Raw genomic sequence first — 24756 nt, 5'->3', positions numbered from 1 at the left:
ATATTATCGGATTATCAATTTGAATGTAAAACTTTCCATCTCCATATTTACTTTCAAGAGATACAGCCCTGAGGGCATGTCGGTGAAATCGAAACAATAAGTGCCAGACAATTCGCTTTCGCCCTGCCGCATGCAATGGCCGTCCAAGGCATACAGGGCGTAAGCCATTTTACACGGCCCGTTTCCGTCCTGACTCAAATAAAACAAGTTGGCACTTTTGTCTTTATAAAACTTTACATTCCGGCTCCATTTCGAGACCGATTCCAAACCGGTAGTTTCCCCGAAATTGAAATGCCGGGAGACGCTCATCCCATTGTATGTACCTGTTACCGTACCTTTTATATCGGTTCCCTTGAGTATCAACGTCTCTCCTTCGATATGCCCCAACTCCGGCGAACAGCTCCATGTGACCGGTGAAAGGTCGGAATCTACAAGGACATTATATTGATTGTATCCCATCAAACGCAAAGGCAGGGAAAAGGAATTTATCTGTTCCTTATTCCAATAATTGAATGCCAAACGCACTATTTCCCGGTCGACCGGAGTCGTCGTCTGTAGCAGCCAACCGTTGGTAACGGCCCTTTCCTGCCCGTCGCTCGGACGGTTCACAACGGTATGGTTCACTACCATCCCAGTAGAACCTCCTCCGTCGAACCCGACTACGTCGGAAGCTCCCGCACTCCTGAACAAGTCGCACATTTCATCGGAATAAACTCCTCTGGAATGAGCCTGACGACCGTCTATTACCATCAGATACAGCCAACGACCGTCGGCCGAACAGCCTACTCCGGTTCTCGGATAGAGCACATTGTTATAGGAATCGTTAAAATTGCACTCCATGATTACCCCATCCTTCATCAAAAGAGAATTGCCGCCTATCATCTCCCGGATAGCCGGAGTCTCATTGCCGGCTGTCTTGATTGTCATATTGATTTTCAACTTTTGTCCTACGGTAAGTTTATCCAAGAACCCTTTTGCCTGGTCGATACCCGACAAAGCGGCTTCGCCGGGTTTCAGGGCATTTTTCCCTTCTGTATCTTTGATAATCCTTGTCACGATGCAGGTAATGGGCGAGTTTATCTTCCATGCTTGTCCGTCGGCCAGTTTGAAAAAGACCTCTGTTTTCAGTTTATCGCCTATCTCGGCATTCTCGTCCATACGGGTATATCCGCCCGCAAATTCGTTGTAAAAAGTCATATCGCACGAATAACAATCTGTGCGGGGAAGATTCACGTCATTGAAAGTATAGGAGGCGATAGGGGCTTTCAAGCTGACGACCGAGCCGGAAAATGCCATGTTGTCAAGAATTGGTTTATTGTTGTCGTCGATAGCGGCAAAAGCCCACTCCATGCTACGGGGCTCCCGCTGTATGATGCCTTCGGAAGCGCACCCGCCCCGAGGGGCTCCGATAGGGAATTCCTTGTGTGCGCTTATATTAAAAAAATCCCCGTTTATCCCTGCAAAGGCGTCCGCTGTCCCGGTGGTATATCTATCACAAGCCGACGATACAGTCTCCAAGCCCTCGATGAGGTCGTTCCCCAAAAAGGTCTTGACTCTCGTATTCGGATTTTGCAAATCCACTTTCAAGACATGGGCTTCAATCGGCAGTTCATCGATACGGATATGAGAGTATTCACAGCCGGGCCCCGGGATATAGGCGTTCAAGGTATCTACCAGATATTGTTCTCCCCGTATCAGTACTTGTCCAAAAGGGTCATACGTCTCGGCAATTTGAATCAGCTTTTCCCTGAAGGCTTCTATTTCACCGGAATTTCTGGTATAATCGGACGGGGAACGGTACACTTGTTCCAAAATTTTCTCGGCATTCTGCCTGCCTACTTTTCCTTCTACGATTTTCAACAACTCATAGTCTTCCTGTCCTTCTTTCCAACGTTCCAAACGTGCGGATGCAATGGGTTCCTTCACTCCGAACATATAACCGGGGAATACCAAACCGCCGTCACCGACAGCATCCAGACTACGGTCGAATGCAAATGGCTCCATACGATACCGGTTTACCCCCCAATACAGGAATCCGGTCTCATTTTCTTTATATACCCGCCACATGATCGCCCGATTATGGAACGGTGTCTGAGAAAAAAGGAAGTTGGGCTGAACTCCCACAGGACCGCAACAGACATAAGTCCACCACTCTGCCCTGGGCTCTATCATTTTCCTAAAGTCTTGGGCAACCGAATTCTGGCATTTATACTCTTCGGCTGAAATGGGCAGTATCTTGACGTACGGTGTCAAGAAATCGAAGGTATATTTATAATCCCATTTATTCTCGCCTTCGATGAGCGAGCTGGAAATCGGCACAAGCATTTTTGCCTCGGGTTCGAGCGAGAGTATATGGGCCGACTCCTTGGCTATCTGTTCATAGTGCGCCGGAGTCTTCGGCTCGTCCCAAATATAGAAATAGCACCGGTCGAAATACCCTTTTTCCTTCATGTCGGCACACATGCGCAAGATTTCCTCATCGTCTACCAAACAAGGAAGGGCAAAACGGCAAAAGCGTTTGTCCTGAAGCAATTTCTGGCTTCTGGGATCGTCCCACGGCCAAGGAGAGAAACAGTTGTCCCAACGCCAAATCGAGGGGTCGATAATCTTCCCGTAATAAGGGTCGATACGGCGTGTGAGCAAAAACTCGGTCCACAACTCCTTCTGCTCATCAGAGCCATTTTCGGGCAAATTATCTATATCGACACAGAACTCCGAAGGTATGGACGGTGTGAGAGGAATCTCATAATCGGCCACACGTACTTTGAAATTCAAGGTAACGTTATTCCTTATGGACTTGACATTCACCGAATAATCATAAGTACCGGGGCGGGCATCCCGGGGTGTCTCAAAAGTCAGCCAAACCACGGTTGTGGACTTCTCGGCCTTTGTTTTCGACTCAAAGGGGACCAGTGCATCGTCGAAGCCGTCTATCTCCCTCAAAATGCGGTATTGTACCCCGAACTCTTGTGGAGAGCTCGATGTAGAAAGGGTTATTTCTTCTTTGGGGATGGTGGAAAATACAAGCTGTATATGTTCCGTCTCGCCTCGTCCCAAAACGACCCGGTTGTTTTCTTCTGCCGGGAAATTCTGATAATTTTCCTGCAACTCGGTACAGGGCATTACCCATACATCTCCCGTGTTTGCCGCATGCAATCCCACTCCCATTGAAAACAGGGCAAAAACCGACACCAAATAATTTTTCATAGATTTTACTATTTACTGATTTTTTATTGTATTATGTTTCACTTTTCTTATTCTCCGAACTCCGTCTGCTGGCGTTCTACATTTTTCAGCTCTTGGTTGAGCTTATTCCGCATCTCCGTCTCATTCGAGCGGTTGACGGTCGAGACTGGACGCATGACGCCCCCTCTCTCCTCCTCATCATAAATGGAAACGTGGGTGGCGGGCAGCACGTCAAACTCCAGCTCTCCCCGCAAAGGCATTTGCAACCCGGGCGAATCGACTTCGGCTTTTATCTTCACTTTGCCGGGACGCAGGGTGGTGCGCAAAAGTACCGGTGCCGTGCCCCACTCTACGGGACGCGGATTGGTGTGCGAACTCTCATCGGCGAGCAAGCGGCCTTCTCCTTCGACCGAAAAACGTATGTGGTAGTTATTCAGCCGCTTAACTACCCCGTCCTCATCGGTCACAGATGCAATTACAGTCACCAAATCGGAGCCGTCGGCCACCGGGTCAATCCCCTCGGTATCTAACTGAAGGACGATTTTGGCGGGACGCCTTGCGGGCCTGCGCTTATGTTCCACCACCTTTTTCCCGTCTTGGAAGCCTTCGGCCAACAAGAAAACTTCATCTTGTCTTTCTTTTCGGGAAAGTGCTTTATCGTCCATAAAACGATATACATCTTTGAATACGATAACGGGAGAAGGCATGCCGGCCCGGCTCTCTTTCTTATAGACATAAGTTTTCCCGCCTTGAAAAACGGTGAGCCTCACCTCTTCGCAATTGGAATATATTGTCACATCGGCAGGAGAAAACGGAGTCATCTCATGTGCGATATAAATCATAGGACCACTCTCGGCCTGAATATCCAAGGAGTCCAACGGCCGTTGGGCCATAAACATGTAGTAGGAATATTTGGGTTGCCTGAAGACATCGGCCAAACCGCCATAAAACGGATCGGGGTGATATCCCCTCTGATGGTCGAACGAATGCCACAGGCAGCCTCCGAAATGCTGTTTCGGGGTTTTCCACAAAACGTCATAATTGGTGCACGTATAGGAAGGCGATGCATAGTGTGTCGCCTGCACCAGCATGGGGGTCTCTCCCCAACAACGTTTTACCCGGCTGGTGGAGTTGTGTGAGTTCCAGTCGTCGACATTGTCGCCCCACTCTCTGGTAAAATAGGATACATCGGGATTCAGATTTTTGATAGCTATATCGGTATCTCCATTCGAAGGATGAGCATAGAGCACCGAGAACCGTGATGCACCGCGCGCCTCGGAGTCTCCCACGATATGGGAATAGGGATACGGATATTCATCGGCAACTATTTGCGCCACACTGTCTACAAAGGATTCAGGATACCACGTTTCGTTAAGAATAGGTTCCCAAAGGAAGACCGACGGGCGATTCCTGTCCCGACGGATAATGTTTCTGATATCGTCGAAAACCCTTGTCTGGAAAATAGGGTCTTCGTTCCAGAATTGCCAGCCCGGTGTATTCTCGATAACGAAAAGCCCCAGGGCATCGCAGGCATCCATAAACGCAGGGTCCTGCGGGTAGTGGGCATTACGAATTATCTCCAAGCCCAAATCTTTCAACTTCTTCGCATCCCGCCAATGCAAATTATTGGTCATTGCATTGCCGACCACAGCGAAATCCTGATGACGGTTTGCCCCCATCAACGGACGCGGATAGGGTTTCCCGTTCACCCACAAACCGTCTTTTCCCTTAAACTCAATGCTCCGTATACCTATTTTTTTCCGATAGCCGTCTATCGTCTTGCCTGTCTTGGTATCTTTGACTTCGATATATACTTGATACAAAGACGGGGAAGAAGGATACCACAACCGGGGATTCTTGACCTCGATGCGAGCATGGCAATAGCCATTTTTTCCGGACGGGATTTGAACGGAACTTACCTTTTTACAGACCGTCTCCCCGGACGGAGAGCACAATGTAACATGAACTTTTCCTTTGAACGATTGCTTGGTCTCGTTTTTCAGCTGTACTTTCAACTGCAAATCCGCTGATTTTTCCGAGACACGGCCGTACGAAACAAACGTACCCCCTCCGGCTACTTCCGACGCATAATTTTCATCGGTGATAAAAATCCGGTTATGGGCGATAAGCCAACAGTCGCGATAAATGCCGCCGGAATATGTAAAATCGAGAAATTCCTGCGGCTTTCCCGGCGGATAGAGCGGGTCATTGGAATTGTCCGTACAAACTGCTATCACATTCTCCTCGCCCAGCTTATCGGTAACATCGAGAATAATGGGCAAATAGCCTCCATAATGAGTGGCACACAGTTCTCCATTGACCCAAACCCGGGTTTTCCCCATGACAGCTTCAAAATAGACAAACAACTTTTTACCTAAGAGCCCGGGCTTCACCGAAAAATGCTTCCTATACCAAGATACCCCCTGGTAATTGGCACACCCGCTGGCTTCGGAAGGCAGAGTGTCCACACTATGAGGAAGAGATACCCGTCCCCAACCCGAATCGTCGAAATCTACTTTTTCGGCACCGGAAACCTCTCCTTTATAAAAACGCCATGACGGGTTCATGGAATACACTTCCCTACCCGAATTTTCGACAGGGAAAAATCCGGCGACAGAAAATTCCGGTTGAAAAGACTGCGCTAAAACAGTCAGACAGAATTGAATATATAACAGTAATACGAGACCTTTTTTCATAATTGCTTTTTTTATGGAGGCATGCCTTATATGCAGGACATGCCTCCACTTACCTCTAATCTATCAATGTCTGATGATAATCTTCATCACTTTACCAGCTCCTTTACCATCGGCTTTGACCAAATAAACACCGTTGTTCAAATGAGTCAAATCCAATACGTTCTCACCTGCATTGAGCGCATAGGTCCCTACCATGACGCCTGTCAAGGAAATCACAGATACCGACTTGGAAGCGATATTCGAGACATACAAATGTCCGTTGCAGAAACGCATGCTGCCCACCAGATTTTCATCGATAGATGTCGTACCGAAAGCAACCGTTGCATCAGGATGATCCCATGCCGTAATGGTAAGCGTATTGGCGGCTGTCAAATCTTTAAGGATATAAAGTGCACCGGCTTCCATCGTATAATCGTCGGTTGTCAACTCGGTTCCGTCCACGCTTATCCCTTTAATCAGGTTTCTCCAAAGTTCATTGTCGGTGAAAGTTATCGTTGTATAATCGACCGTGCACTCGTCAACGGTCAAAGCCGGAGCTTCATTTTGCGGAGCTTCTGCACCATAATAGAAAGGTATATATGCCGAAGCTGCATTATAACCATCATTCAGCAAATATACGGCCCAATAGTATCCGTCTTCTACTGCTCCCATATTATTGCCCGGAACGGTACAAATGCCCTCGGCCGTACCCGGATTGTCCAAATAAGCGTAAGTCGTAGTATATCCGCCCGGAATTCCGGTAATCTCCTGTCCCAACGGTGCGATTCCGATATAGTCCTTGGCATTACAAGGACCATTGCTGTAAGTCACCACAATGTCCTCTCCTCTTTCAAAATGGAATTTATCCAACGAAATAACGACGTTTTGCGCCCACATTTGTGCAAATGAAACCATTGCACACACACAAAGTACTGTTAACTTTTTCATGATAATAATTTTTTAAATGAAACAAAATAGTAAAAAAATATATTAATAATACAAATTGATAATCATCGGATATATCCGGCGGAAGTCCATCGTCTCTTGAAAAACTCCAATGCGTCCGTGAACCTGCCGAACTCTTTATTCCTTCTCTCGGTCCAACCCACCTCGGCATAAGCCGCAACTTGGGGATAAACCATTTTATACATAATGTCGGGACGGTTTATCCACTCGCCCCACATGGCGCAAGTCACCCCCAATATCAAGTCTCTCCTGTCTTCCCATCCTTCCGGAACCGGATAAAAATTGTAGGCCTTTTCCATGGGTATGGGCTTATGTGCATATTCCAGTCCGGGAACGATTTTATCATAATTGTAATTCAGATAGGTATAGTCGCAGTAGCTATTCACTATTTTCAAATTCCTGCGAAGCGCTTTTTCCAATATCTCGGGAGTGCCCAACCAGAATTGCACAATCGTATTGTCGGCATCCAGCCGGCTTTGTGTAGCATTCTCCGGATGATAGGCATGCAGCTTGTCTCCGGTAATATCGTTCCACCCCATCATTTTCTTGCCTTTTTTCTTCAGGTAAGACGAAAGACGGTTGGCGAACCATATCTGCAATCCGGCCGGAGAATCGACCTTCTCTTTCTCCATGAGCCGCTTGATATTTTCGGAATTCTGCCATTCATCATATTTCACCTCATCGCCTCCGATATGAATGATATCCGAAGGGAAAAGAGCAGCTACCTCATCCAATACGTCACGGACAAACTGCTGTGTCCTGGAATCGGCGATGTCGAAAACCGACGAGAAGACACCGTAGGCACAGGAAACCGGAATCTCTTTTTTGCTACATCCCAACCACGGATATGCGGCAATCGCAGCTGAGGCATGACCTGGAAATTCTATTTCGGGAACAATCGTGATGTGACGCTCGGCCGCATAGGCAACAATCTCCCGAATATCTTTCTGGGTATAATATCCGCTGACGGGCTTTTTGTCATACACCGTGCTTTCATACCAATTCAGTTGGGTGGAGTCCCTGCGACCACCGACCTCGGTCAGCCGGGGATATTTTTTTATTTCTATCCGCCAGCCTTGGTCGTCGGTCAAGTGCCAATGGAACACATTCATTTTCAGCATCGCCATTTCGTCCAATAATTTTTTCACCTCTTTCTTTCCTTGGAAATTACGGGCTTCGTCCAATAAAAAGCCCCTCCACGGGAAAGCCGGGGAATCGGCAATTTCTACACAAGGGAACCGATAAGCGGCTTGTTCTTTTTGAAGCAGCTGCTTCAAGGTCTGAACGGCATAGAATACTCCCGCCGGAGCAGAGGCTTGAATCGAGATGCCCGAACCGGTAATATCAAGGGTATATCCTTCTTTCGCTATGTCTTTTGAAAAAAGCACCCGAAAATCGGCCTGCTCCCGATTCGAGAACCTATAAGCGACCCCCGCCTCCTTTTTCAAGGCATCCATCTCCTTTTTCGTCTCATACTTGAAAACCTCGTCGCAATAGACCGACAAGCGTTTCTCTATCCGGCACGTGCCTTCTTTCCACTCTACTTGATTGGGATAAGGCAATATCGTATTTCCTGCGAAAGAGGTGCTTCCGCACAGCAGGGCAAAGGCTCCTGCCACAATTCCCAAAAGATATTTTATTCCTGTTTTTCTCATTTCTTAAACTTGAACGTGGTTATCATTGCCGCATGGTCTGAGGGGAAACGCACGGGATGGCTGTCTATCATCTCGGAACGAACGGCCTTCACCTTTTTCCCTTTGTAATAGATAAAATCGATGCGGTATTGCAAATCCAACTTAGACATGGTAGACCATGTCAGGCATGGATATTTGACCGGGTCGGGGTGCAACTCCCTATAAGAGTCTTTGAAGCCTTTTTGCTCCATCAACACGCTCGTCGGCCATTTAAAGACATACCCTCCAAAGAGATGTTTGGCCTCTTCTGTCCAATCCAAATGAGAGCCGCTATTGAAATCGCCGGAGACGAAAAGCGGGACTTCTTCCCGGTCGAAGAACGGTTTCATATCTTCCATAATCGCACTCAGTTCCCTGTATCTCGTGGGCAACTCACCTTTTTCCATTTCGGCCACCGTCATCCGGGCCCTTATCTGCTCGTCGGTGATAGGGCGGTAATCCAGCCACAGGTTCACATAATTGAAGGTTTGAGTCTGGCTGATGCGTATCGTGGCCGCACAGGTATTAAACGGCTGGAACATGTCCCATGTCTGCTCGATAGGATATTTGCTCATGATAGACAGATTGGAACTTCTCAGATAAAAATAATATCCCAAAGCATCGGCTATTTCAGCGCCTGCACCGTATGTCTCAATCATGCCAATGACATCGGCTTTCGCCCCTTTAATCACCTCGACGACCCGTTCGACGCCTACTTGTTCGCCCAGTTCATGCCCTCCGTGGAATATATTGAAAGCCATCAGGTTAATCTCCGGGGTAAAGCGGGGCAGATTGTCTTCCTGCCTGATTCCCGTATGACGAAAATACTCTTCGGCAATCTCCTCGCTGCTTCTCACCCGGTCGGTAAACCGGAACTGGTCCAGCATACCGTTGAAGCTGTTCCATTGGTTATCGACGTGATTCCCGATGCGCACCGGATTTCCGGTAGCCAGATTCTTGTTTCCGTTGGTACAATAGGTAGCGACGTTTTTCCCGTCATAATACATTTTCATCTCGTCTTTCTCGGCAAAATGAGTAATGGCCAAAAAATGCCACTTGCCGTCGTTGACAGGCTGCCGCTTCGCCGTAGGCCTGTAATCCCACTGCCAATTTTTCCCATCGGTGAAATAGACGGCCCAAGAGCCGTTTTCCTGTGTGGAAATCATAAATCCGGCATCCTTCATATCGTAAGACATCTTGTTGCTGACGATACCTTTCCAACCGACATTTTCGCTCGCTGATTTCAACCAGATACTTATGGAGAAAGAACCCGCCATATCTACCGAATCGATTTGATGAACGGTAACGGGATTACGATGATAGGCAGCCCGGCTGATATCGAGTGCCTTACCCTCGATACCTTCGGAAAAACGGTAGTCCTTGTAAAACTCCGAAGGGTCGTTGAATGTCAATGCCACCTCTTTGGCTTGCATCAGCAGAGATGTGGATATGAATAGTAAAAACAGTATTTTTTTCATTTTTATCTTCTTTTATTTTTTGCCCGGTTTGCAAGTCTTGAGCCAGACTTCCAAATCGTTCAACATTTGATTCTTATACAGGAAACTTTCCAGTATTCCCCAACCGTGACCGCCCGAAGGGTATATATGGAGGGAAGCCGGTATTCCATGTTTGCGCAAGGCCAGATAATAATTCACACCGTTGTCCGGCGCTACTACATCGTCATCGTCGCTATACACGATAAAAGCCGGGGGGGTGTTGCCGGTCACTTGCTTTTCGTTGGAATATTTCTCTTCCAATTCCTTAGAAGCTCCCGGCCCCAATAGATTATCGTGCGATCCCATGTGGGTGTACTTCTTATCCATCGTAATGACTGGATAGAACAGTATCTGGAAGTCGGGGCGCAAATTCCCGGTACTGCGTACTGCCACGGTAGAAGCCAAATGGCCTCCGGCCGAAGAGCCCATGATACCCACATCGTCGGGATTGATATTCCATTGCAAAGCATGACTCTTGATGAGCCTCATCGCCTCTTCGGCATCGGAATAAGGCACTTCTTTATGCCCCCGCTTGGGCATTCTATATTTCAGCACAATTGCAGCGATACCCATTTTGTTAAAATAAGGAGCCCAATCGTACCCTTCATGGTGATAGGCCAAATGTACGTATGCTCCTCCCGGACAAATAAGTACGGCTTTGCCGGTAGCTACCCGGGAATCGGGCAGGAATACCCGAATCGAAGGTTTGAAATTGCCTATCGACTCATCGAAGGGAGGAGAATCCATGCCGTTGCTGTTGGGCAATCCCTGTTGCCACAAATCGATGTCGAAAACCTTGTTATTTTGTTGTGCGATACCTGCTACCGCCACGCACAAAAGAAGCATGACGACATACCATTTACGTCTCATAATTTACTGATTTTGTTAAGGATGTGTGCATCGTACCCCACTTTCGGGGCACGGCACATTTTCCGTTTTTTTTAAGCATGAAGTTTATAGAGCCCGCCTGAATTTTCCCAACAAGAAAACAGAAACTCTCAAATCTGACCCGAGCAAAATACAGACAGGCTCTTATTGCTTACCAAAAATTGGTTTCTTTCAAATTCGGGTTGGTTATCCGTTCGCCTTGCGGAATCGGGAAATAGTAATATTTCGGTTCTTCGAATTTTTTGGGGTTCTCCACATCATTAGTCAGGATGATATAACCGTGGTCGCCTTCGGACAAGGAAATACTGGTCTTTTCACCGTTCTCTTCTTCCAGATAATAGCATATCTTCTTTTTATATATGGGTTTCACGGCCTTGCTGTTCAAGAATATGCCCACATCGGTAACACCGTCACCGGTGACATCGAACACATCGTTTATCTTTGCGATATAAGCTCCCTGCGGCAATTCGAGCAACTTGCCTACTTTCCATCTCATCAAATCGTCCTGGCGGAATCCCTCGCAAGCCAATTCGACCCGCCTTTCCCGACGAATTTCGAGAATGGCGTTTCTCATACCACCGGTCACATTCGGGTATTGTTGTTCCAAAACCGGGTCGGCAACGAGGTCGGACAATACCATATCCGGCATCCCTACCCGTTTTCTCAACTTGTTGATGGATTTGTCCAAATCGGGCTGAGTCAATGTGCCGAGCTCGGCTTTCGCTTCGGCATAAATCAGAAGGATTTCGCCCAATCTCATCAAAGGCAGGTCGGTGTATGAACATCCCCATTGATTCTGCGAGGCGTCCTTTGACACGAATTTTATCTGCGGATAGCCCCCCAAGTTCATATTGGGGACAAAAGGTTTCGCATCTCCCGGACGAATATAGCCGGGATACATAAAGGTCTGTGCATATCGGGGATCTCTGTCGGCAAATGTCTCAATGAAAGTCTTCGTCTGATAATTTTCTACGGAAGAGAAGGGCACAGCCTTTTCGTCTTTTTTCACCAAATAGCTTTCCATTAAAGACCGGCTCAAATTGGTGGTATAGGCAAACACATGCATAGAAGCATCGTGGCGAATGAGGGCTTCGTTGTCAAAATCCTTGTACAAAATCATCTCTTTGCATTTGCTCAAGTTATTGCTGGCAAACAAGTTACGATAAGCTTCGTTCACTCCCCCGTCGGTGTAGATATCAAACTCGGCCGTATTTTCCATAATCTTCTCACAAGCGGACACGGCTTCTTCAAGGAACTTATCGGCTGTGCTTTCCAGCCCCAATTCGGTATGGTATTTCCGGAATGTACCTTCATGCAATGCGATTCGGGCAAGCAATCCATAGGCATACCACTGGGTGTATGTAACCCGCCCCTTCAAATCCGGCAAGATATGTTTACACCCGAACCTCAAATCCTCCATAATTTTATCCATCACGAACGAACGGGAATCTTGAGGTTTGTAAAGTTCGTCGATATCGGTATCGCTCAACACGTGGTCATACCAAGGAACGTCGCTATACCGCTTAACCAATTCATAATATTCTTTTCCCCGAAGCATACGGACAATACCGATATAATGGTCGATAAGCGCCTGGTCGCCTTCCGCCCTGCCCGCATTGTCCAAGAAATAGTTCAATTCCCTCACTTGTCCCCAATTCCAACCACCGACTGTAGCCGGGGTTATATTCCCGCGAATCAAGTCCAACATCTCGTCTTTTTCCGATGCCACCACGTTGTCTGTTCCGATGTCCCAATATTGGGGGGACTCACTCAGATACAGTTTATTGACAAACAAAGCCAAATCGGACGGCGAGTTGAAAAACTTTTCCGTAACCAACGAGGTCTCGGGCAACCGGTCCAAAAAAGAATCATTACAACCACACAAACTTATAAACACGACAACTATATATAATATCCTTTTCATAATTCATACATTTTAGAAGTTAAGGTTAAGACCGAACGAAAATACCCGCTGCATGGGGTGAACCAAACCAAGGCCTTCGGGATCGACATTTTTACTCAACTTTGTAAACTCAGCTACATTTTCACCGCTGAAATAAAATCTTATCTGGTCTATTTTTATCTTGCGAGTAAGATTTTGCGGGAGAGAGTATCCGAAAGTTATATTCTTGATTCTCATATAAGCAGCATTCTGCAAGTAGCGAGTCTGCGGAATACTCATATCTCCGTCTGTCTCGGCCGTATAGGATTTCAAACGAGGGAAATACCCGTCCGGATTTTCCGGAGTCCAATGGTCAAGATTGTTGGTATACACATCGGACCACGGTGCACGGTAAATACCGAAGAATGTAAACACATTGGGATACCAGTCTTTTTTGCCCACGCCTTGCAGCAAAATTCTGAAATCGAATCCGTTCCATGCGGCATTAATATCGGCACCGTAACAATATCGGGGGCTCTCGTTTCCTATGACCGAATAGTCTCCATGGTCGTCAATGGTCCATTTTCCTTTATTGATATACCCGTCATTATTCAAATCCTTGTATTTCAAGTCACCGGGAGCCAACGGACGGTCACCGGGATAAGCGGTCACTTCCCATTGGTCGGCATGATTTTTAATATCTTCTTCACTCTGGAAAAATCCCTCTGTCGTCAAACCCAAGATATCTCCCATACGCCATCCCGCATAGTAATCGTCCAACGTACCGGTTTCGTTATTGAACCGGGTAATTTCGGCCCAAGAATCGGACAGATTGAACTTGACCGAATAGCTGAACGGTTTTGAAGCCAAACTGAACTGGTCTTGCCATCCTAAAGAGATTTCCCAACCTTGCGTCTTCAAATCGGCTGCGTTTTGACGAGGGGAGGAAACCCCCAAGACGCCCGGAAGCGTTTTGCCGGGTGTCAACATATCAAGAGTATTCCTTCGATAAACGTCTCCCGAGAAAGTCAGACGGTTTCCAAAAAAAGCCAAATCCAATCCCACATCGATGGTGTTTACCTTTTCCCATGTCAAATCACCGGAAATCAAATTAGGAGAACCCACACCGATGGGTTTCTTACCATCAATCAAATAGTTACATTCATAAAACGACATATTCGAGATGTATTCATAGTAACCCACATTTTGGTTGCCCAACCAACCGTACGAAGCACGAAGTTTTGCCGCATTCATGACATCCTTTATCGGCTGGTAGAATTCCTCATTCGAAATCACCCATGCAGCCGAGAAGGAAGGGAAGAATCCGAAACGATGGTCTTTCTGGAACCGGGATGTACCGTCGTAACGCCCGTTTGCCTCAAAAATATATCGGTCTCCAAACATATAATTCAAACGATAAAATCCGCTTCGTGTCGCCCAGCTGTAACGGTAATCCGTCAATTCTTTATTTTCACCCGAAGAAACGGCTATACTGGGAGCAGAGTTACTGATAAGACCGTCTCGCTGGCCGGTGAAATATTGCGCCGACTCCAATTGTTGTTCAAAACCCACCGTGACACCGAGCTCGTGTTTCCCAAACTTTTTGTTGAAATTCGAGTAAATATTAAACAATGTAAACCGGGAATTATCATGTTCCGTTTTGGCAAAATCGCTCCACCCCAATTCTTTGGGTGCGCTATCGGGCCCGTCCCTAAAAACAAAATCTTTGTCCGACTCCCAATAATTCTTATGTTTGTTCCAAAACTTAATCGCGAGGTCTCCTTTTACCGACCATACATTCTTAATCAGCGAAATATCGAACGAGACTTGCGTCTGTGCCAAAAGTTCTTCTGTCTCGCTCTCTCCTCCCATTTCCGTTCCGGCAATATATTTCGCTCCGTTTTCCGTCCAGCTTCCGTCGGGATTCTTGGGCACCGTCAATGCGTTGGCATTATGGATGTAAGTATACAGCCAACCGCTATCGAGCGAAGAGGGGGCCTTGTAAGTATAGTAAGTCATCGAAGTATTGTTCGAAATATTCAACCAATCGGTCACTTGATAGCTGACATTGCTTCTTAAATTATACCGGTTAGCTTTATCTGTATTATATCTGAGCATACCGCTCTCTCCAAAGTACTCGCCACCTAAATAATAAGATGTCTTGGCCGTAGCACCAGACATGCCGATAGAGTGCGAATGAGAGAATCCCGTGTTGCTATACAGTTCGTGAAACCAATCGGTCGCCCCCAAATAAGAATAGCGGTTGGGGTCTTTGGGATTGATCATCACCGGTGAAAGCGATGGGTCGAGCGAACGCTGCTTGGCATATTCCAACTCTTCCTCGGTATAAAGGTCGTACCACGGCGCCCCCATAATATCTTTGTACGAAGCCTGTATATACGGGTCTTTCACAACTTCCGGCATACGGCCCAACGTGCGCACGTTCACCGTATTATTAAATGAAAATTTAGTTTTACCTTCTTTTCCTTTTTTCGTCGTTACAAGAATCACACCAAAGGCAGCACGGGCTCCATAAATAGCTGCCGAAGAAGCGTCTTTCAAGACCGATATACTCTCTATATCGGCACTGTTCATACGAGAGAATTCTGCTTCTGCCATCGGAATCCCATCTACCAGAATCAACGGTGAGCCACCGTTGGTAATAGTCGTCGCACCACGAATATTGAAAGAGGGCGTCTGATTCAATTGGCCGCCATCGACATTGATATTCAAGTTGGGAACCAATCCTTGCAACATAACTCCGACATTATTGGCAGAACGATTTTCAAGAGTCGTACCGGAGACAGCCTCCACCGCACCGCTCAAATTTATCTTTTTCTGTGTTCCATATCCTACCACGACCACTTCGTCCAACTCCCGGTTATTGTCGTCCATAATAATATTGAAACTATTCTTATCGGCAATGACTACATTCTTATCCTCCATACCCACATAGCGAATACTGAGCACCGTGTTTTCGTCATAATCTCCTTCGATATGGAAATAACCGTCAAGATCGGTCACCGTACCCTGCTGGGTACCCTGTATATGGATACTTGCTCCTACGAGCGGTTCTCCCAAGTTGTCTTTAACATAACCGGTCAACTTGCGCTTGCTCTTTTCCTTGCTCCCTTCGGTCTCACGGGAAAGGACAATGTGGTTGCCTTTCATCTTGTAACTGATTTTCTCACCTTTGAACAGTTTGTCCAGTACGGAAGAGACCGGCTCCGACTTGACTTTAATCGAATATTTCTTTTGGGTATCTACCTGTCCATTAATGATTATAAACAGGTAATTGGTCCGTGACTCTATGTCATTGAGAATAACTTGAAGGGGAGTGTTCGTACGATTCAAGGTTACTTTGGCATTTTGGGAATATGCGTTAAAGGCACAGACATTCAGCATTCCTATAAGGAACAAAAAACGTGTGATTTTCATAAATCTAAATAAAATTATTGAATTAGAGAACCCTTTATTCTCCAACATCAACTTCTTTTTCATATATTTGTGTGTTTTAAGATTAATACGATTGTTGTGTTAATTCTTTAAGGGGGAATATTGATATGTTTGGCGACGGTTCGATATTCCCTTTTCTGTACCTCTCTATGTTTTTTCCATAATATTATCTTTTAGTTAATATAAAAAGTTTGTGTCTCAAAATCTTGTCTGAATTCAAACGGGATGTCCACTTGCAACACCCGTAAAGCATAGTCCAACCCGTCTATACGGCGAAACTTGCCCAAGCAAAAATTATCTTCCAATTCCGGATTTTCAATGATAATGCGGACTCCATATATTTTTTCAAATTCGCTCATCAAATCACCAAACCGTATATTATTGAAATCGATTATACCCCCGGTCCAACTATAGCTGCCTCGATCGCTCAAAGACTCTTTTTTCAGCGACCCGTCGACCAGTGTCGCTTTTTCGTTCGGATTCAACATCAGGCTGCCGATTGCGGTAACCACTTCTACCTTACCTTCGAGCAACGATGTCACGAACCTGTCTCTCTCTGCATAGGCCTCCACGTTGAATTTCGTCCCCAAGACCCGGACATCTCCTTTAGAAGTTTTCACGACAAAAGGAATATCTTTTTCCTGATGGGTAACTTGGAAAAAACCCTCTCCATCGATTTCCACCTGCCGCACCTTGCCTGTAAACGCCGTAGGATATCTGAATGTCGTCCCCGAATTAAGATAGACCGTAGTGCCATCGGCCAACGTCAAGTTCATATACTGCCCCAACGGAACATCGATTTGCGAGACAGACGATACCGTCGTATCCTTAGGGTTCGAAGCAAACCACGTCAACAAAACAGCACAGATGAAAACTGCGGCGTACCGGCCGATATGGATAAAATCGATTCGTCTATACCAACCTGTCTTTTTATGAGATTCGAAAGATTCCTTCTCCCCAGTCAATATAATAGCCGTATACAGTTTGCGTTCGTTCAACAATTCCCGCATATTCTCCGGTGCAGCCTCTGCCCATTCCCGAATGCTGATTCGTTCCGACTCGGAAGCTGTCCCATTAAAAAAACGATATAGCAATTCTCTATCCATAAATTTATCCTTTACGTATATATAACTAACGAGTATGAAAATACCCTAACAAAAAAGAACGATTATTTTACAAAAAAGTAAAAAAAGACCAATAAATAATCTTTTAGAGCGATACGAAGTACCTTCAAAGCCTTGCTCACATGGAATTCGACCGTTTTAATGGAAATATCCAATCGTTCGGATATTTCCCGGTTTGTAAGAGATTCCATACGGCTCAATAGAAAAATCTCCCTTGTCTTTTCCGGAAGCGACCGAATGGCATCATTTACCAATCGGTGAACCTCCTTCGAAAATATCTCTTGCGGATTACAGGCTTCCAACGATGTAATCTTAAAGTCCAATTCCCACTGATATTGGTTCTTTATATTATCGATTACCTCTTGCCTTTTACGGAGATGGGTCAAATGTGTCAGGCACTTATTTTTAAGGGATACCAATATATAAGCCGGGATATTGGTGTCTGCCGGCAATTTCCCCCTATTCTCCCAATAGGCTACAAAAGAATCGGTCACAAAATCTTCTGCGATGCTTCTATCACCGACATAAGAAATTGCCAATTTGATAAACGGCTCTCTATATTTTTGGTAAACTTTATCAAAAGTCGAAAATACATCTATCTTATCCAAGCACTCCATAATATCATCAAAGGAGTATTCCCCTTATATTAAATAAAACAAAAATCCCTTCTCCTTTGAAATTGACCATTTTACAGACCAGCTTAAAATAATTTTTATATTTCATGGTATTTAGAAAAAGAATATAGTGCTAAAATATTAAGAATATCTTGAATATACAAGGAAATAATATGACATTCTCGTGAATAATAACAACGTGTATCAAACTTATGCAGGAAAAATCAATATGGCAGCAGTTCCCTTTGTATGTTGCCGTAGTGCCTCTCAGCCATTCTATCATACTTTTTTCTCTCCCTTCATAAAAATATCCTCTCAGGTATCATGTGGACTGCCACTCAAAAAACAGGCACTACAAGACAATGAGATATTGACTCGTCCTGTTGTATCTCAACTTTGGTAGCACTTCTCAACGCCCCCCCCCGTTTGTTCCCTCTGAAGGAGGCTTGTAGAAACTCAAAAACAAAATAAATAACTTACATTTTAAAACTCAATACATATATAAATAAAGAAAAAGGGGGCATTTTCATTCAAAAATACTCTTTGGTGAGGCTCTTTTTGTCACCATACTTATAATCTGTAACTTTTTAAAGATTCGATTTTAGTTTTTACACCCTCTCACAAAGAAGGGAAAAATGCACAATAAATTACTCATTATAAAATAACTATGAAATTTTCCTGTAATTTTTTTTTCTGAATAAAAATGAAATCAATTGCAAATATTATCTTTGCGGCAAAGATGGTAAGAGCTGGCAGACCTGATGGTCGCATGTGCGGAAAAATATTCATCAAAGGCTTAAAAACAAGAAAGAAACATAACTACTGACTTACATTTTATGAAAAATTCATTTTTTAGCAGGTTTACTCCTCAGGAACCCAAATTTTTTCCCATGCTGAATAAACTGTCTGAAATCGTAGTCGAGTCTTCGGCTCTGCTGGTTGCCGACCTCCGGCATGACGAACCGGACAAACGTGCTGATTATTATAAGCAGATTAAGGAGCTGGAGCGTAAGGGCGATACCCAGACACATATAATCTTCGACGAGCTGAGCAAGACGTTCATTACTCCTTTTGACAGGGAGGATATTCATAACCTGGCTTCTACAATGGATGATGTCATCGATGGAATCAACAGTTGTGCGAAGCGCATCTCTATTTATAACCCCCGCCCTATTTCCCAAAGCGGACAAGAGCTGGGTGCGCTCATTGAAGAGGGTGCGGGTATTTTGTGCAAGGCAATGAAGGAACTGGAAACTTTCCATAAAAACCCGTCTGCCTTGCGGCAGTATTGCGACAAACTGCATGAGATAGAGAATCATGCGGATGATGTATATGAGCATTTTGTCACGCAGCTGTTTGAAGAGGAGAAAGACAGCATCGAACTGATAAAGATAAAGGAAATCATGCAGGAACTGGAAAAGACCACCGATATGGAAGAGCGTGTGGGGAAGATTCTCAGAAGCTTGATTGTAAAATACGTATAAGACGGGGGTACGGATGGAATTATTAGTGATTATCATCATTCTGGCTTTGGCTTTTGATTATATCAACGGTTTCCATGATGCTGCAAACTCTATTGCTACCATCGTATCGACCAAGGTACTCTCTCCGTTCCAAGCGGTGTTATGGGCGGCATTGTTCAATTTTGTCGCTTTTTTCATCGCCAAGTATATTATCGGGGGGTTCGGTATAGCCAATACCGTATCGAAAACGGTGATAGAGGAGTATATCACTTTGCCGATTATCTTGTCGGGAGTTGTCGCTTCCATCATCTGGAATTTGTATACCTGGTGGAAAGGCATCCCGTCGTCATCGTCGCATACTCTTATCGGGGGATTTGCCGGTGCTGCCATCATGGCTAACGGTTTCGGTGCCATACAGACCAGTATCATCCTGAAAATCATCGCGTTTATTTTCCTTGCTCCGCTTATCGGGATGGTGGTTGCTTTCGGGTTTACTTTGCTGGTTCTTCATATCTGCAGGCGTATGCACCCGCATACTGCCGAGTACTGGTTCAAGAAATTGCAGCTTGTATCTTCGGCATTGTTCAGCATCGGCCACGGGCTCAACGATTCCCAGAAAGTAATGGGTATCATTGCTGCTGCGATGATAGCCGCTCATAGCGAGGGTCTCGGAATGGGCATAAACAGTATCAACGATTTGCCCAACTGGGTCGCTTTTTCCTGTTTTACGGCTATTTCTTTAGGGACGATGTCGGGCGGTTGGAAGATTGTAAAAACCATGGGTACAAAAATTACCAAGGTCACTCCGTTAGAAGGTGTCATTGCTGAAACTGCGGGTGCGTTTACATTGTACCTGACCGAGTTCCTGAAAATCCCGGTGAGCACGACGCATACGATTACGGGTGCTATTATCGGTGTAGGCGCTACCAAACGGCTTTCTGCGGTACGTTGGGGGGTAACGAGAAATCTGATGACTGCATGGGTGCTGACTATCCCGGTGAGTGCATTGCTGGCGGCGATTGTCTATCTGGTCGTATCGCTCTTCTTATGATATGTTGTTATAAATAACAGTCGCCGACCATCAAAACTCCGGCGGCTATATCCGACACACGCACGACTGCCATTTTTCAAGGGCAGTCGTGCGTGTCTTTTTCGGCTGGGGAAACCGGCTGCAAAAGATATCCCAACCGCTAAGGACAGTACGATATCAATGCTGCCTGTATATGGCTTGTCATGACCCTTTGTATGACCTATATATCCATTTGAGGGATTTCCTTTACCGGGAAAGGAGGTTCTTGTCTATGTCTACGTTATCGCACTGTTCTATGTCGATTATATTTTCTATCGTCCCGGAGGATGAAACAAAATAGTTGTCTTTTATTTCTACTCCATCGGTACAGCGAACGGATATGGCCTTTCCGGGCTTCAGCCGGAACCGGTTGGAGAGTATCCGGATATTGCGGTGCACGGCTCCTTCGTACTTGTCATTTTCGGGGAAAACGCCGATTACCGGAGTACCGCACCCAATAAATGTATTGTCGCGGATGGTCACATCGCGCACGGGACCGGACTCATACCAGTTGCGGGCGTCATCGGATATGAATACGGCACTCATGGGGGTACGGTAAAAGGTATTGTCGCGGATAAGTACTTTCCCTCTTGTCGTTACCAGAATGCCCCGGGTGGGAGTACGGGCAAAATAGTTGCCGGCTATTTCTACATCGGGGGTCCATGTAATGTTCTCGACGACGATATTTTGTTGTTCCAGGTGGGCGGGAAGGGTTGTATCTACTGTCAACAATATTTCATAATTGTCGAGCCTCTGAACGGACTTTACCGTCGCACGGCTTTTGCACAACAGAGTATGTGCGTCGGCCAGTTCTATCTTATCGCCCTTGAAGAATGCTTCGAAACCGTACGACTGCGGATGCATAAAACGGACTTTTATTTGCCGGGGCGAAGGATAGCCTACGGCTTTCAGATGTGTACCGTGTATGTTTATCGGGTCGTCTTGTGCCCCTTCGAACCGAGAGTTCAGGATTTTCAGTTTGCCCTTGCATCCGGACATCTGCACGAAGTCGGCAAATCCGGCACAGGTGCGCCCTGTCCCCAATTCGGGTTCGCAGAAAATGCGGTCATAGGTGAGGTTTTCGGAGTACTGGCCTACGATGCCGAAGTTACCGAGGAAGTGAAAGCGGATATTTTGCAGGGTTATGTTTTTACTTTTATGGATGAATCCGCAAGCTTCATCCCGTATGGCGTCTCTCATCTGATAGACTTGCCCGGGTTTTATTCCGTCGGGTCGGCGGCTGTAATCGAACCGGATGATTTTGTGTTCCAGCTCGGTAACTTGCACAAGGTTGTCGAGGGGGGAAGCACAACGGAGGGTTTCATTGATTCCAGGGTGGAATACTTGCGGGGCTACGGGTTGCGTGAAGCTCCACCCTTCTCCTATCCACCGGAGTTTTCCTCCGGATATTTCATACCGGGTGTCATCGTGTATGCGGGCTGTCATGTGGGTATCACCGACTTCGAGCACCGTCATTTCGGGTACGGTGGGGTCTGCTGCCACGAGGGTGAAATTACGGAGCACGATGTTTTCGCAACTGTCTATGACAAAAGTGGTCATCTCTCCGTGGGTGATGAGCCTTGCTCCTCCTCCGTCTATGATTACATTCCTCAGTCCTTTGAGCCACAATCCTATGTGTTTTACAGGGTGGGGATTTTCGGACGAGGATGTGGTATTGGATATGTAATAGAGTTGGTGTGAGGCGTGACTGCGGGATATGTGGTAATCGCCCTGCCGTAACTGTATGGTTACGGGTGCATGCTTCTTTTCCCGGGAGAGGTGTATGGCGGCCTGGATTTCCCGGGTCATGTCTTTTTCTGCCGGATAGATGTCGATTGTTTCTGCTTGTAGTGCCGAGATGCTGAATAGTGCTGCGGTAAGCAGGGTGATTGCGTAACGGGGAGATATTTTTTTCATATATCAAGTTTTTCCAAATATACAAAATTTTACATCAGCGGTTCCTCAACGGGCCTCATTTCGGGCTTTTTTCCCCAGGATGAGGGTTTTACTCCCATTTTGAATTCCAATGTTCCTCCCTGCAGAATGTCTTGGTGGGTGATATATGTCTTGTCGTATTTTTTCCCGTTGAGGCGAACGGATTGTATATAGATTTCTTTATCGTTCTTTTTCGGGGCTTTTACGGTAAAGGAGTTTCCTCCTGGCAGGTGTATATCGGCTTGTTCCAACAGGGGCGAACCTATTACGTATATTCCGCTTGCGGGATTTACCGGATAGAATCCCATGGCACTGAAGATGTACCATGATGACATTTCGCCACAGTCGTCGTTCCCGGCATAACCTGCGGAGGTATTGTCGTACAGATTGTTGAGGATATATGATACGTATTGCTGGGTCTTCCAGGGTTGTCCTACGTAGTTGTACAGATATGCGACATGGTGGCTGGGCTCGTTGCCGTGGGCGTATTGTCCGATAAATCCCGAGGCATTATCGTTTTTCTCCCCGCTGGTATGGGTGGATGTGAAGAAGTGGTCGAGCTTTTCGGCAAAGGCTTTGTCTCCTCCGGTGAGTCTTACCAATGATTTTATGTTGTGGGGGACGTACCAGAAGTATTGCCAGGCGTTTCCTTCGGTAAAGGGGTAGCCTCCGTTGGCTCCGTATTTGTAGGGGTCGAAGGGGGTTATCCAGTTGCCTTTATCGTCTTTGGGCTGAAAGAAGCGCGTTTCGGGATTGAAGAGGTTGCGGTAGTTTTCCGAGCGTCCGGCAAAGTAGCGGCAATCGTCTTCTTTGCCGAGTTTTTTAGCCAGACGTGCCACGCACCAGTCATCGAAGGAAAATTCGAGGGTGATGGAAACGGATTGGGATTGTATGTTCTCGGGCATATAGCCGTATTTGTCCCACACGTCGAAAGGTGAATTGGGATGGGATATGAGAGAACTTTTCCTAACGGCTTCGTATGCTTTTTCCATATCGATACCGGGTATGCCTTTCTGTATGGCGTCTACAATGACCGGGATGGCGTGGTTGCCTATCATACAGTAGTTGTCTTGTCCCCATAGTTGCCATACGGGGAGATAGCCATAGTAGTCGTACTGCCGTATCATGCTTTTTATAAAGTGGGCGGAGCGGTCGGGGTGGATGAGCGTATAGAGAGGGTGCGCCGCCCGGTAGGTATCCCACAGGGAGAAGGTGGAGTAATGCTTGTCATTTCCCGAGAGCCGGCGTACGGTGTAGTCGGCTGCCATATAGTCCCCGTTTGCATCAGACATTATATTGGGTTGTATCATCGTGTGATAGAGGGCTGTGTAGAATATTTCTTTTTGAAGGTCGGTACCCTGAACCTGTATCTTGCCTAATTCGGCATTCCACATGCCGGATGCTTGGCGAACAACATCGTCAAAATCCCATCCGGGTATCTCGGCCGACATGTTTTGTATGGCGTTTTCTATCGAGACGGGCGACAGGGCTACTTTTGCCATTACGGTCGTATTGTGCCGGGTATCGAAGTCAAATACGGCTTTCAGTGCAGTACCGTTTATGACCGGCATGTTGTGGTATATACGGGAACCATCGGCCAACAAGACGTTTCTTATCGGTTGGGAAAATCGGATACGAAAGTATATCTTCCTCAATTTGGCCCAACCAGTAATGATACGGTAGCCGTCGACGGTACAGGGGTCGACGATGCGTATCTGGGAGTTGATGATACGGCGCCCCCAGCTACCTTTATTGGCGGAATGGTCGAGGTCTAAAACAATATGCGAACTGTCTGCTCCTTGGGGGTAACGGTAACGGTGCATGCCTACCCGGGCGGAGGCCGTCAGCTCGGCATCGATTCCGTAGCTATCGAGTGTCACTTTGTAATATCCGGGGGAGGCTGATTCTCTGTCATGAGAGAATGCCGACTGGTATCCGGTACCGCTCCGGGGAGACTCTTGGGCTTCTATACAGGTTTTTCCGGTGGTCGGCATCAGCAGGATATCGATAAAATCGGAGGCTCCTGTACCGCTCAAACGGGTATGGCTGAAGCCTATTATCTGCCGGTCGTTGTAATCGTATCCCGATGCTTGTGCCCAGTCGGGGGCAACCCGGGTATCGGGGCTCAACTGTACCATGCCGAAAGGGACTGTCGCTCCGGGATAATTATTGCCGGAGAGGCTATTGGCTACTGCTCCTGTACCGATAAAGGGGTTTACCCATTCTACGGGGGTCTTGTCGGCATGTACCGTTGCCCCGATGCTGATACTGATAGTAAATATCAATGCTAACAGTTTGTTTTTCATATTGTCTATTTTTTTCTTTTTCC

Annotated in this window: 13 protein-coding genes and 1 pseudogene; 2 read left to right on the top strand and 12 right to left on the bottom strand. The window is 46.4% G+C overall.

The genetic code is table 11. The annotated features are described in order from the left end of the window. Nucleotides 1-3 precede the first annotated feature (3 nt). The 10 genes and pseudogenes from Cop2CBH44_RS01550 to Cop2CBH44_RS01505 form a co-directional block, all read right to left on the bottom strand. The gene (locus tag Cop2CBH44_RS01550) at nt 4-3207 is read right to left on the bottom strand and encodes a phosphodiester glycosidase family protein (protein ID WP_200755411.1); all 3204 of its coding nucleotides are present in this window, start codon (nt 3205-3207) and stop codon (nt 4-6) included. A 47-nt stretch (nt 3208-3254) separates the two neighbouring features. Continuing rightward, nucleotides 3255-5882, bottom strand: a complete 2628-nt coding sequence (locus Cop2CBH44_RS01545; protein WP_200755410.1) for a glycoside hydrolase family 2 protein — start codon at nt 5880-5882, stop codon at nt 3255-3257. A 63-nt stretch (nt 5883-5945) separates the two neighbouring features. Continuing rightward, nucleotides 5946-6809, bottom strand: coding sequence for a hemoblobin-interacting domain-containing protein (locus Cop2CBH44_RS01540; protein WP_200755409.1), 864 nt, complete (start codon nt 6807-6809; stop codon nt 5946-5948). A 62-nt stretch (nt 6810-6871) separates the two neighbouring features. Then, complete coding sequence (locus Cop2CBH44_RS01535; RefSeq protein WP_074023940.1) at nt 6872-8482, bottom strand: beta-N-acetylhexosaminidase; 1611 nt, start codon at nt 8480-8482, stop codon at nt 6872-6874. Further along, a complete protein-coding gene (locus tag Cop2CBH44_RS01530; RefSeq protein WP_082430127.1) occupies nt 8479-9978 on the bottom strand; it encodes a LamG-like jellyroll fold domain-containing protein in 1500 nt (499 codons plus the stop codon). The genes Cop2CBH44_RS01535 and Cop2CBH44_RS01530 overlap by 4 nt, the downstream gene beginning before the upstream one ends. A 27-nt stretch (nt 9979-10005) precedes the next feature. Continuing rightward, nucleotides 10006-10866, bottom strand: a pseudogene (locus Cop2CBH44_RS01525) (alpha/beta hydrolase); the annotation flags it as partial. Between the two features lie 169 nt (nt 10867-11035). Further along, nucleotides 11036-12808: a RagB/SusD family nutrient uptake outer membrane protein gene (locus Cop2CBH44_RS01520; RefSeq protein ID WP_074023942.1), complete on the bottom strand. Its 1773-nt coding sequence runs from the start codon at nt 12806-12808 to the stop codon at nt 11036-11038. Nucleotides 12809-12820: 12 nt separating this feature from the next. Beyond that, entirely contained in the window at nt 12821-16267 is a 3447-nt protein-coding gene (locus tag Cop2CBH44_RS01515; RefSeq protein WP_246469161.1) for a TonB-dependent receptor, read from the bottom strand. 128 nt (nt 16268-16395) lie between these two features. After that, nucleotides 16396-17328: a FecR family protein gene (locus Cop2CBH44_RS01510; RefSeq protein WP_021931356.1), complete on the bottom strand. Its 933-nt coding sequence runs from the start codon at nt 17326-17328 to the stop codon at nt 16396-16398. A 62-nt stretch (nt 17329-17390) separates the two neighbouring features. Next, nucleotides 17391-17954, bottom strand: a complete 564-nt coding sequence (locus Cop2CBH44_RS01505) for an RNA polymerase sigma-70 factor (protein WP_246469160.1) — start codon at nt 17952-17954, stop codon at nt 17391-17393. An 842-nt stretch (nt 17955-18796) separates the two neighbouring features. Here Cop2CBH44_RS01505 and Cop2CBH44_RS01500 point away from each other — a divergent pair. Together Cop2CBH44_RS01500 and Cop2CBH44_RS01495 are read left to right on the top strand one after the other, a co-directional pair. Next, nucleotides 18797-19444, top strand: a complete 648-nt coding sequence (locus tag Cop2CBH44_RS01500; RefSeq protein WP_021931353.1) for a DUF47 domain-containing protein — start codon at nt 18797-18799, stop codon at nt 19442-19444. Nucleotides 19445-19457: 13 nt separating this feature from the next. Then, on the top strand, nt 19458-20474 hold the full coding sequence (locus tag Cop2CBH44_RS01495; protein WP_021931352.1) for an inorganic phosphate transporter: 1017 nt from the start codon (nt 19458-19460) through the stop codon (nt 20472-20474). 225 nt (nt 20475-20699) lie between these two features. On the opposite strand, the gene Cop2CBH44_RS01490 is transcribed toward Cop2CBH44_RS01495, so the two are convergent. Together Cop2CBH44_RS01490 and Cop2CBH44_RS01485 are read right to left on the bottom strand one after the other, a co-directional pair. Continuing rightward, nucleotides 20700-22409, bottom strand: a complete 1710-nt coding sequence (locus Cop2CBH44_RS01490) for a right-handed parallel beta-helix repeat-containing protein (protein WP_052431549.1) — start codon at nt 22407-22409, stop codon at nt 20700-20702. A 29-nt stretch (nt 22410-22438) separates the two neighbouring features. Further along, nucleotides 22439-24733, bottom strand: a complete 2295-nt coding sequence (locus Cop2CBH44_RS01485; protein WP_200755407.1) for a GH92 family glycosyl hydrolase — start codon at nt 24731-24733, stop codon at nt 22439-22441. Nucleotides 24734-24756 lie beyond the last annotated feature (23 nt).

Origin of the sequence: Coprobacter secundus subsp. similis (assembly GCF_015097275.1) — a bacterium.
GTDB lineage: Bacteria > Bacteroidota > Bacteroidia > Bacteroidales > Coprobacteraceae > Coprobacter > Coprobacter secundus.
Note: the sequence above shows the minus strand (reverse complement) of the source record. Positions and strands in the feature narration are given on the sequence as shown.